Here is an 11,960-nt window from a genome sequence, read left to right as displayed (position 1 = left end):
TCACCAGGTGATCCGGCCCGCCTGACAGATTCGCCTTGCCGCGGCTGTCGGGCGGCGTGATCGCGAACACAACACCGGCGGCGGTCAGCCGGCCAGCCGAGCCGGCGCGGCGCAACGTCGCCGAAAAGCTTTGGCATGCTAGATTTCACAGCCGCCACCAAACCGTGCAGGCCGTGTCGAGAGGGTACCGACACACGCGCAGCCGAGGATCTATCCGGGGGGAACTGTGTCCATGCCGCATGCCGCCAGCCGCACCCCCAACAGCGGAAACGTGGTCGAAGGCACGCAGCCGTTGCGCGGCTGGCAGCGTCGGGCGATGGTCAAGTACCTGGCCTCCGGGCCACGGGATTTCCTGGCCGTGGCTACTCCAGGATCTGGCAAGACGACGTTCGCGCTGCGGGTCGCGGCCGAACTGCTCAGCCATCGCACTGTCGACCAGATCAGTGTCGTGGTGCCCACCGAGCACCTCAAGGTCCAATGGACCCAAGCCGCGCAAGCGCACGGCATTGCCCTAGACCCGAAGTTCTCCAATTCTGATCCCCAGACTTCGCCGGAGTACCACGGCGTGATGGTGACCTACGCCCAGGTTGCTTCGCATCCAACGCTGCACCGGGTGCGCACCGAACAACGCCGGACCCTGGTCATCTTTGATGAGATCCACCACGGTGGTGACGCCAAGACCTGGGGCGACGCCATCCGGGAAGCGTTCGGTGACGCCACCCGCCGACTGGCGCTGACGGGCACCCCATTTCGCAGCGACGACAGCCCAATCCCGTTCGTCAGCTATGAGCCCGGCAGCGACGGGGTGCTGCGTTCCCGGGCTGACCACACCTACGGCTACGCGGAGGCCCTCGCAGATGGTGTAGTTCGGCCGGTGGTGTTCCTCGCTTACTCCGGCCAGGCGCGGTGGCGGGATAGCGCCGGAGCGGAGCACGAAGCGCGCCTCGGCGAGCCGCTGTCTGTCGAGCAGACCGCGCGAGCGTGGCGCACCACGCTGGATCCCGGCGGTGAATGGATGCCCGCGGTGATCGCGGCGGCCGATCAACGGCTACGCCGGTTGCGTACGCACGTTCCCGACGCTGCCGGCATGATCATCGCCTCGGACCACACGGCAGCCCGCGCCTATGCACGCCTGCTGACGACGATCACATCGGAAACGCCCACAGTTGTCCTCTCCGACGATCGAGGGTCGTCGGCGCGCATCACCGAGTTCGCCGAAGGCACTGGTCGTTGGCTAGTCGCTGTGCGCATGGTCTCGGAGGGCGTTGATGTCCCCCGCCTCTCGGTCGGGATCTATGCCACCAGCGCATCGACAGCGCTGTTCTTCGCCCAGGCCATCGGTCGGTTCGTACGGTCGCGACGACCGGGCGAAACCGCCAGCATCTTCGTCCCGTCGGTGCCCAAACTGCTGCAGCTGGCCACTGAGCTGGAAGCCCAGCGCGACCACGTGCTGAGCCCACCAGACCGCGAATCGAGTGATGATCCTCTCGGCGCCGATCCCGCCGCCAGACGACAGACCGAGCCGAGTGATGCTGACAAGGGTTTCACCTCGCTGGGCGCCGACGCTGAGCTGGATCAGGTCATCTTCGACGGGTCGTCGTTCGGTACCGCTACACCGGCCGGAAGCGACGAGGAAGCTGACTACCTCGGCATCCCCGGGCTGCTGGATGCCGAGCAGATGCGCGCCCTGTTGCATCGCCGCCAAGACGAACAACTGCGAAAGCGTGCCCACACTCAGCAAGGAACCGAACAGCCGGCAACCTTGGCCGCGGCGCCGGGCACGTCGGAGTCGGTGCATGGCCAGATCCGCGACCTGCGCCGCGAACTCAATTCGCTCGTATCGGTAGCCCACCACCGCACGGGCCAACCACATGGATGGATCCACAACGAACTCCGCCGCCGCTGCGGAGGGCCTCCGACCGCCGCTGCAAGCCGTGAGCAGCTCAAAGCCCGCATCGATGCCGCGCGGCAACTCAACTCGGAGCGGCCCTGACCGTGGACCGCCGTGGCTACTCGCCGCCCGGCTCGTCGCGCACCACGTCGGCAGGGGTGCCCAGCACAGCCAACAAATGGTGCTCGATCGCGGCTCGCGCGCTGCCGGGCGCAGTCGGCGCCCGAACGCAGAACACATCGGCCGCGGTCGACCCGAAGGTGTTGACCTTCGCCCAGACAATGTCGGCTCCGGCTTGCTCCAGTGCCCTGGCCAGGAGGGCAAGCAGACCGGTGCGGTCCGTCGCACGGACCTCCACAACAAGCTGGCTCGGGGCGGCGGTGTCCAGCCATAGGATGCGGGGCGGAGCGGTCGACCGCGTCACCGGCACCCCGGCCTCCACGTGTCCGGCTCGAACCGAAGCCGCGCCCGCGACATCGCTGTCGCGCTTCTCCAGGGCGTCGAGAACGTCGGCGTCACCGTTGAGTGCCCCGACGAACTGCTGACGCAGCAGTTCGGGCGCCGGAGGCGGACCAAAGAGCGGGGACACAACGAATTCGGTGATCGCGCCACCGGGGTGAACGTTGACCGACGCCGAATGGACCCGAAGCGAGTTCAGCGCCAACACGGCGGCGGCTTTCGACACCAGGCCTGGTTCGTCCGGCGCAACCATCACCGCATCGATGCGTTCGCTGTCGCTTGGTCTGATCTCCACATGCACCTGTTGGTCGGCTGCCAGCGCAAGATAGTCGGGTGGGGTCGGTTCGGCTCTGGGTAGTGGCTCACCGGCCATGACCATCCGGCAACGACGCACCAGGTCATCGATGAGCAACGCCTTCCAGTCGCTCCATACTCCGGGACCGGTGGCATTCGAATCGGCCTCTGACAGAGTGCGCAGCACATCGAGCAATTGCGGGTCACCGCCCAACGCATCGGATACCGCCTCGATGGTCGCGGGATCGTTCAAATCGCTTCGGGTCGCGGTAATCGGCAGCAGTAGATGGTGTCGCACCAGCTTGGAGACCATCTCGGTGTCCTCGGCCGACAACCCCAGCCTGGTGCAGATCGAAACCGCCAACTCTGCACCGAGCACACTGTGATCTGTGCCTCGCCCCTTGCCGATGTCGTGCAGCAGGGCGCCGAGGGCAAGCAAGTCTGGACGTGCCACGCGGGTGGCCAGTGGCGCCGCATGAACCGCGGTCTCGATCAGGTGTCGGTCAACGGTCCATTTGTGGGCAATATCGCGTGGGGGAAGGTCGCGGATCGGTCCCCATTCCGGCAATAGCCGGCCCCAGAGGCCGGTCCGGTCGAGTGCTTCGATCGTTTCTACCGTGGTGGGGCCAGCGCTCAGCACGACCAACAGGTCGTCTAGTGCTTCACGCGGCCACGGGGTCGGTAGCTGGGGTGCGCTGTCGGCCAGACGCTTCAATGTGGCCGCACCGATGGGGATCCCGTTGACGGCGGATGCGGCAGCCACTCGAAGCACCAGGCCCGGATCGTGTTCGGGTTGAGCCTCGCGAGCGAGCACCACTTCCCGGCCATATTCGACCACGCCCTCGTGCAGCGGCCGCCGCTTTGGCCGCCGCACCAACGCCGAGAGGCCGCGCCGCTGCAATGCGTTCTCAGCGGTCCGCAGTCCGGTCTCAGCGTGGTAGCTGATCGTGCGGCCGGCGTTCGACAGTAGTCGGGCCAAGTCGAACCTGTCACCGATATCCAAGGCAGCGCTGATCTCGTCGGCGAACTGGGCCAACAGCTGGTCGCGTTCCCGGCCGGATACCCGGTGCAGTTCAGTGCGCACGTCGAGCAAAGTGAGGTAGGAGCTGTCCAGCGATCCCGCAGGCATGTCGGGCTGGCTAATGCCGTAGCGGTCGATGAGCTGGACGAAGGCCAGGGCATCAAGCAACTGAACGTCACGAAGGCCGCCGCGACCCGATTTGAGATCGGGCTCTGCGCGCTGCGCTATTCGACCGCAACGCTGCCAACGCGAATACGTCATGCCGACGAGTTCGCTTATTCTGGAACGAATTCCGCTGCGCCACTGCCGCCGGGCTCCATCGATGAGCTCCGTCGACAGCCGCTCCTCTCCCGCGATGTGACGTGCTTCCAGCATGCCCAGTGCGGCCATGATGTCGGAATTGGCGATGCGCAGCGCCCCGCTGACCGTTCGCACGCTGTGGTCGAGCCGGATATTGGCGTCCCATAACGGGTACCACAACTGATCGGCAACCTGTCCCAGCACATCATCGGGCATGTTGTCATGCAACAACAGCAGGTCCAGGTCGGAATACGGGAGTAGCTCACGGCGGCCGAGCCCGCCGACTCCGACTATCGCGAAGCCACTGGTGTCGGTGATGCCGGTCTCGGCCGCCTTGGCGCTCAGCCAGGACTCGTGAAGATCCAGCCACGCCAGCCGCAGCTCGGCCGGAGCCAAGTGACGATGGTCGCTGGACAACAGCTCACCGCGTGCGGCAACCAAATCGGCTGCCGTAGAAAAAGTCTCCGCCTGTTCTACTTTCAGGACCCCCGCTAGCTGCGTCGCGGACGGTTCCGGGCAGCGCAGCCCCATGCTTGGTTTCGCGACTGCCCGGCCGTTCCGGACTAGTTCAATACAGTGCAGCTACCTTCATAGCGCATCGTGTCCGCGTTCACCCGTGCGGACCCGCACAATGGTGTCTACCGGGCTGACCCACACTTTCCCATCGCCGATCTTGCCGGTGCGGGCAGCCCTCACGATGCTGTCCACGACCTTGTCGACAACCGAATCATCGACAACGATCTCGATCCGAACCTTCGGGACGAAATCGACCGAGTATTCGGCACCCCGATAGACCTCGGTGTGGCCCTTCTGCCGCCCGTAGCCCTGGATTTCGCTGACCGTCATGCCCAAGACCCCGGCGTCCTCGAGGCTCGTCTTGACGTCGTCGAGCGTGAACGGTTTCACAATCGCGGTGATCAGCTTCATTTTGGCTCCACCTCCACTCTCGCGCCCACTCGCTCATCCAGGCCGTTGCGAGCATCCGCCACGCTGCCCCGCGGGGGCAGGACCGAACCACTCGCGACTGCGAAATCGTAGCCGCTCTCCGCGTGCTCAGCCTCGTCGACGCCCGTACTTTCCTTCTCGGCGTCAAGCCTGAGCCCGAAGGTGTACTTCAGGAGCAAAGCCAGGATCAGGGTGACGACTCCACAATAGAGCAGAACACTGAAGGCACCGATCGCTTGCCGTTCCAGTTGGGCGAACCCGCCGCCGTAGAACAGCCCCTTTGATACTCCGTCAACGCCATCGATAGCGGAGCTCTCCGGGGCCGCAAGCAGACCCACCAGCAACGTGCCCACCAGACCGCCGACCAAGTGCACCCCGACCACGTCCAGCGAGTCGTCGTAGCCAAGCCGGAACTTCAGCCCCACCGCGAGCGCACACAGCACGCCCGCCGACACGCCGACCACCAGCGCGCCCAGGACGTTGACCGATGAGCAGGAGGGTGTGATGGCGACCAGCCCCGCGACGATGCCCGATGCCGCGCCCAACGTCGTAGCCTTGCCATCCCGGATGCGCTCGGTAACCAACCAGCCGAGCATGGCCGCGGCGGTGGCGACCGTCGTGGTGACGAAGGTCGACCCGGCAACGCCGTTGGCACTGATCGCCGAACCCGCGTTGAATCCGTACCAGCCGAACCAGAGCAGACCGGCACCAAGCATCACGAACGGCAGGTTGTGCGGCCGCACCAGCGTCGCCGGCCAGCCGCGGCGCTTACCCAGCACGACCGCCAGCACCAGGCCGGCCATACCGGCATTGATGTGGACGGCGGTGCCTCCGGCGAAGTCGATCGCGTGCAGCTTGTTTGCGATCCAGCCGCCGTGCTCGGCAACAGAATCATCGAAAGCGAACACCCAGTGCGCGACCGGGAAATAGACGAACGTCGCCCACAATCCCGCGAATAACAGCCACGCCCCGAACTTCATCCGGTCGGCCACGGCGCCGGAGATCAGTGCGACTGTGATGATGGCGAACATCAGCTGGAAGGCCACAAAGACGGTCGCCGGCACGGTTCCCACCAGCGGAATATTGACTGCGTCGGTACCGGTGGCCGGATCGGCAGCGGCGCCGTTGACACCGATCAGGCCCTTGAGGCCCCAGTATTGGGTCGGGCTGCCAGCGATGTTGCCGACATCGTCACCAAATGCGATGGAGAATCCGTAGAGCGCCCAGAGCACCGTCACGACGCCCATCGCGCTGATGCTCATCATGATCATGTTCAGGACGCTCTTGGCGCGCACCATGCCGCCGTAGAAAAACGCCAGACCAGGCGTCATCAACAGGACAAGCGCGGCGCTCGCCAGCATCCAGGCCGTATCGCCAGTATCAGGAACGCCCATGATGGGAAATTGGTCCACTCGCTATCACCTCCAAGTCAGCACCGGCTGGCCCCCAGATGGAAGTCTGACGGACCTGATCCAGAACGATGCGCAGTAGTTGTTGCGGCAATAGTGCCGCAGTGTTTCATAAGGATTAACGTAAAACTTGCTGTGAACGCACATTAGCCGAGCAGAGCATCGACGAAGGCGGCCGGTTCAAATGGCGCCAGGTCGTCGGGGCCTTCACCAAGACCGACCAGCTTCACGGGCACCCCAAGCTCTTGTTGGACTCGGAAGACGATGCCGCCCTTGGCCGTCCCATCCAGCTTGGTGAGCACCGCACCGGTGATGTCGACCACCTCGGCGAACACTCTGGCCTGCGCTAATCCGTTTTGTCCGATCGTCGCGTCGAGCACCAACAACACCTCGTCGACCGCGGCCCGACGGGTCACCACCCGCTTGACCTTGCCCAGTTCGTCCATCAAGCCCACCTTGGTATGCAGCCGGCCCGCGGTATCGATGAGTACAACGTCCGCGCCCGCGGCGATGCCCTTGTCGACGGCGTCGAACGCCACCGAAGCTGGGTCGGCGCCTTCGGCGCCGCAGACTACCTCGGCACCCACCCGAGCCGCCCAGGTTTGTAGCTGGTCAGCGGCGGCGGCGCGGAAGGTGTCGGCCGCACCGAGCACTACCCGCCGGCCGTCGGCCACCAACACCCGTGCCAACTTGCCGACCGTGGTGGTTTTGCCGGTCCCATTGACGCCGACGACCAACAGCACCGACGGATGATCGGCATGCGGTAGGGCACGAATCGAGCGGTCCATGTCGAGATGCAGTTCTTCGGTGAGGACGTCGCGGAGCACGGCCCGGGCATCGGCCTCGGTGCGGACGTTGCTACTTGCCAACCGACTGCGCAAGCGCGACATGACCGAGGCGGTGACGACTGGCCCCAGGTCCGCGACGAGCAGGGTGTCCTCGACGTCTTGCCAGGACTCCTCGTCGAGGTCCCCGCCGCCGATCAATCCCAACATGCTGCGCCCCAGCGCATTCTGCGATTTGGCGAGGCGCCCGCGCAGGCGTTCCAAACGGCCGTCCGGCGGCGCGATGGCCTCGATCTCTGGGGCTTCGGGGACCACTTCTGGGGCCAGTTCGGGGACCACTTCTGCAACCGCGTCTTCTGGAACCACATCCGGGAGATGCACGTCCGCGATCGCACGCTTGGGCGCGTCACGAGGAACTGTGGCATCGTCGCCGACTGCAGGCAGACCGCCAGTGTCAATCCGGTCTGCCGCGGGCGTGGTCTGGCTGAATGTGATGCCCGACGACGCGGCGTAGCCGCCCGAACGGTCGACCGCGTCGGTTTGAGGCTTGGGCGACAGACTGATCCGGCGACGGCGGTACCGGACCAGACCCAGGGCGAGGGCGGCAATGATGAGCACGGCGGCGATGACCGCGATAGCGATCCACAGACCTTCCGACACGCTGACATCCTTCCAGGGCTGCTCGGGGGGTTAAGGCTGGCAAGGTTTTTCGTCGATGGAGCCAGTCGGTGTACCGCGCTCAGGGCGAGGTCGAGGCCAGCCGCTCCACCTGCTGGCCCCGTATCCGCTGCGAGATGACCGCGGTGATGCCGTCGTCTTGCATGGTCACGCCATAAAGCGCATCCGCCACTTCCATCGTGGGTTTTTGATGGGTGATGATGATGATCTGGGAGCGGTCCCGCAGCTGCTCGAACAACCCCAGCAGACGGCGCAAGTTGGCATCGTCAAGTGCGGCCTCAACCTCGTCCATGATGTAGAACGGCGACGGGCGTGCCCGGAATATCGCAACCAACATCGCCACAGCCGTCAGCGCCTTCTCGCCACCCGACAGCAAAGACAACCGAGTGACCTTCTTGCCGGGCGGCCGCGCCTGGACCTCAATGCCAGTGGTCAGCATGTCGGCAGGCTCAGTCAGCCGGAGTCGCCCTTCCCCACCGGGGAACAGCGCGGCGAACACGCTCCGGAATTCCCTCTCGACATCGACGAACGCATCACTGAACACCTGCAGGATTCGGGCGTCGACATCGGCCACGACATCCAGCAGATCCTTGCGAGCGGCTTTGACATCCTCGAGTTGAGTGGATAGAAAGTTGTAGCGCTCTTCCAGCGCAGCAAACTCCTCTAGGGCCAGTGGGTTGACCCTGCCCAGCTCGGCCAGCTGGCGCTCGGCGCGTTTGGCCCGGCGCTCTTGGGTGGCCCGATCAAACGGCATCGGCGCGGGCGTGGTCACCTGCTCGCCACGCTCACGGGCCTGCTCGAACTCGGTCATTTCGAGCTCGGTCGGGGGAAGTGCAACATGCGGGCCGTATTCGGCGACCAGATCGACTGGTGCCATGCCGAACTGCTCGAGCACCATCTGTTCGAGCTGCTCAATGCGTAGCGCGACCTGGGCGTTTGCCACCTCGTCGCGGTGCAGCGAATCGGTCAGCGCCGCCACCTGGGCGCCCAGCGTGTTCACTTCTTCGCGCACCTTCGTCATCGCAGTCGACCGCTCCTCGCGTTCGCCGGCTAGCGCCTCGCGGACGCGCGATGCGGCATCGACGACGCCGTTCAACCGGCGGGCGAGGAGCTGACCACCGTCGGCTACCGCAGCGGCCACCGCGGCCGCCCGCAGCCGCGCGGCGCGCGCCTGCTCGGCGCGCTGTCGTGCCTCGCGTTCAGCCGCGGCGGCGCGGCGCAGCGAGTCCGCCCGCCCTCGTACTGCGTTGGCCCGCTCCTCGGCTGTCCGCACCGCCAACCGCGCCTCCACCTCGACACCACGCGCGCTTTCGGCCGCGGCCGCAATCACCTGCCGGGCCTCAGCCGAGCTGGGCTCGGATGTGTGCACATGCTGCGTCTCCTGGGCGGTGCGCAGCCGCGTTTCGAGTTCTGCAACCTCCTCGAGGGTCTGCGCGCGACCGGCCTCCAACTCGTCACGCTGCCGCAGCAGTCTGCTCCACTCTTCATCGGCGCTACGCGCTTCCTGCCCGAGGCGACCCAGCCGCTCGTACATCGCCGAGATCGCAGTGTCGGACTCGTTGAGCGCCGCCAAAGCCTGCTCGGCCGCGTCCTGGCGGCTGGCCTGCTCCGACAGCGCGCCCGACAGTGCTGCGGTCAACTGACCCACCTGGGCCTCGGCCGCGGCCAACTCCCGGCTGGCCTCGTCGATCTCCGAGGTGATTTCCAGCGTGGACAGCGTGCGATCAGAACCGCCGCTCACCCAGCCCGAGCCCACCAGATCGCCGTCCAACGTGACCACCCGCAGCCGCGGGCGAATCGCCACTAGACCAAGTGCTTCGGTCAGGTCGTTCACCACCGCGACGCCCGACAGCATCGCGATCAGCGCACCACGCCACCGGGGCGCTGCCTCAACCAAATCCAGCGCCCAGATGGCGCCACCGGGAGGCGCAACCGCCACCTCAGCGTCAGACTCTGCAGAGACGGGCCAGTCACTCAGCACGAGTGCCGCCCGGCCACCGTCCGCTGCCTTGAGCGCGCTGACCGCGGTACTGGCCGTGCCAAGACTGTCCACCGCCAGCGCATCAGCGGCCGGCCCCAGCGCCGCGGCCAACGCCGCCTCGTAGCCCGAACGAACTTTGACCAGCTGGGCGACCGACCCAAAAAGCCCTGCACCGCTGTGATTCCGTGTGAGCCACGCCGTGCCGTCCTTGCGCGCCAACCCCACCGACAGCGCGTCGATGCGGGCTCGCAACGAAGCCACCTCCCGTTCGGCGCCACGTTCGGCGGATTGCAGTTCGGCAACGCGCTCGTCGGCCAGTCGCAACGCCGCCACCGCGCGCTCGTGCTGCTCATCCAGGCCGATCTCGCCTTGATCCAGTTCTCCGACGCGGCCCTGCACCGTTTCAAACTCAGTCCGGGTCAACTGTGCCCGCGACGCTGCCTCGTCGATGCGCTCGGACAAGCGCGCGACGCTGTCATCGATCGATTCGATCCGCGCGCGCACGGTCTCAACCTGACCGGCGAGCCGTGCCAGGTCCTCACGGCGGTCTGCCTCCGCCCGGACGGCAGCCATATGTGCTCGGTCAGCCTCGGCGGCTCGGTGCTCGCAGTCGGCCAATTCGGTGCGGGCGGCATCGAGCCGGGTTCTGGCCCCGGCCACTTCCGCCAGCAGCTGGCGTTCGGCAATGGTCACCTGCTCGGCCTCGGCTTCCAGCGCATCGGGGTCGGTGTCGCTGATCGGCATCGGCTCGCTGTCGAGATGGTGGGCGCGTTCGCTGGCGATACGCACCGTGGCGCCCACCCGTTCGGCGAGCGCGGACAGCCCGAACCACGTGTGTTGCGCGGAGTCGGCCCGACCGGCCAGTTCGGCGAGTGCCGACTCATGGGCTGTCAACTCCTGCGATGCCACCGTCAGCCTCGCGGCGGCCTCGTCATGCTGGCGGCGCATCGCCGCTTCGGCGTCGAAAATCGCTTCCCGCTCCGCCCGGCGGCTCACGATGTCGTCGGCGGCCAGCCGAAGCCGGGCGTCGCGCAGATCCGCCTGGATGGTCGCCGCACGTCGGGCAACCTCAGCTTGGCGGCCCAACGGCTTGAGTTGGCGCCGGAGCTCGGTGGTGAGGTCGGTGAGGCGGGCCAAGTTCGCCGACATGGAGTCAAGCTTTCGCAGCGCTTTCTCTTTGCGCTTGCGGTGCTTGAGCACGCCTGCGGCTTCCTCGATGAAAGCCCGGCGGTCCTCGGGCCGCGACTGCAGGATCTCTTCCAACTTGCCCTGCCCGACGATCACATGCATCTCGCGTCCGATGCCAGAGTCGCTCAACAGCTCCTGAACATCCATCAATCTGCAGGTGTTGCCGTTGATCTCGTACTCGCTGGCACCGTCACGGAACATCCTGCGGGTGATCGACACCTCCGCATACTCGATCGGCAGCGCATTGTCAGAGTTGTCGATCGTGACGGTGACCTCCGCGCGACCCAGCGGTGCGCGCGACGAGGTACCGCCGAAGATGACATCTTCCATCTTGCCGCCGCGCAGCGATTTTGCCCCCTGCTCCCCCATCACCCACGCCAGGGCATCGACCACATTGGACTTGCCGGAGCCGTTCGGCCCCACGACGGCGGTAATACCCGGCTCAAAACGCAGAGTCGTGGACGCAGCAAAGGACTTGAAGCCCTTCAGCGTCAGACTCTTGAGGTACACGGCCTGCCAGACTACCGCTCGCCGAGCTGGGGCTCGATTGCTCGGCTCCCCAACCCGCCGTTCCGGCGCGCTCGGATACGTGGGGGGTCGCCGAGCTGGGGCTCGATTGCTCGGCTCCTCAACCCGCCGTTCCGGCGCGTATCGTCGCCGAGCTGGGGCTCGATTGCTCGGCTCCTCAACCCGCCGTTCCGGCGCGTATCGTCGCCGAGCTAGCGCTCGGTGAACCCCGCAATCGGCTCTGCCGGGTGCGACCAATCGGCGACAACCTTGTCTACCCGGCCGGGCCTCGAAGGCGACGAGGTGCCACGTTGCAGCAGCGCCAGCAATTGCTCCCCTGCCTGGCGGGGCCCCTGAGCTACCACCAACACGCGGCCATCGGCCTGGTTGGCCGCATACCCGGTCAGACCCAGCTCCAACGCCCGGCAGCGGGTCCACCAGCGGAAGCCGACGCCCTGGACCCAGCCGTGCACCCAAGCGGTCAGCCGCATGGGTCCATCGG

7 protein-coding genes are annotated in these 11,960 nt (G+C 66.2%); 1 reads left to right on the top strand and 6 read right to left on the bottom strand.

Annotated elements, in window-relative coordinates:
- Positions 1 to 232: 232 nt before the first annotated feature.
- Positions 233 to 1,993 (top strand): DEAD/DEAH box helicase, encoded by a 1,761-nt coding sequence (locus F6B93_RS07230; RefSeq protein WP_211698478.1) that lies wholly within the window; start codon positions 233 to 235, stop codon positions 1,991 to 1,993.
- A gap of 16 nt (positions 1,994 to 2,009) precedes the next feature.
- On the opposite strand, the gene F6B93_RS07225 is transcribed toward F6B93_RS07230, so the two are convergent.
- The 6 genes from F6B93_RS07225 to F6B93_RS22750 all read right to left on the bottom strand — a co-directional run bounded on the left by F6B93_RS07225 (position 2,010) and on the right by F6B93_RS22750 (position 11,949).
- Positions 2,010 to 4,496, bottom strand: a complete 2,487-nt coding sequence (locus F6B93_RS07225; RefSeq protein WP_211698477.1) for a [protein-PII] uridylyltransferase — start codon at positions 4,494 to 4,496, stop codon at positions 2,010 to 2,012.
- A 57-nt stretch (positions 4,497 to 4,553) separates the two neighbouring features.
- Positions 4,554 to 4,892, bottom strand: a complete 339-nt coding sequence (glnB, locus tag F6B93_RS07220; RefSeq protein ID WP_211698476.1) for a nitrogen regulatory protein P-II — start codon at positions 4,890 to 4,892, stop codon at positions 4,554 to 4,556.
- Positions 4,889 to 6,322: an ammonium transporter gene (locus tag F6B93_RS07215; RefSeq protein WP_211698475.1), complete on the bottom strand. Its 1,434-nt coding sequence runs from the start codon at positions 6,320 to 6,322 to the stop codon at positions 4,889 to 4,891. Before F6B93_RS07215 ends, glnB begins: the two co-directional genes overlap by 4 nt.
- Positions 6,323 to 6,465: 143 nt before the next feature.
- Complete coding sequence (gene ftsY, locus F6B93_RS07210) at positions 6,466 to 7,764, bottom strand: signal recognition particle-docking protein FtsY (protein WP_211698474.1); 1,299 nt, start codon at positions 7,762 to 7,764, stop codon at positions 6,466 to 6,468.
- Positions 7,765 to 7,843: 79 nt separating this feature from the next.
- Positions 7,844 to 11,461 carry a chromosome segregation protein SMC gene (gene smc, locus F6B93_RS07205; protein ID WP_211698473.1) on the bottom strand — a complete coding sequence of 1,206 codons (3,618 nt, stop codon included), beginning with the start codon at positions 11,459 to 11,461 and terminating at the stop codon, positions 7,844 to 7,846.
- A gap of 209 nt (positions 11,462 to 11,670) precedes the next feature.
- The gene (locus tag F6B93_RS22750; RefSeq protein WP_246541104.1) at positions 11,671 to 11,949 is read right to left on the bottom strand and encodes an acylphosphatase; all 279 of its coding nucleotides are present in this window, start codon (positions 11,947 to 11,949) and stop codon (positions 11,671 to 11,673) included.
- Between the last annotated feature and the right edge of the window lie 11 nt (positions 11,950 to 11,960).

It is taken from the genome of Mycobacterium spongiae, assembly GCF_018278905.1.
GTDB lineage: Bacteria > Actinomycetota > Actinomycetes > Mycobacteriales > Mycobacteriaceae > Mycobacterium > Mycobacterium spongiae.
The sequence above is the reverse complement of the archived record's forward strand: the minus strand, read 5'-3'. Positions and strand labels throughout refer to the sequence as shown.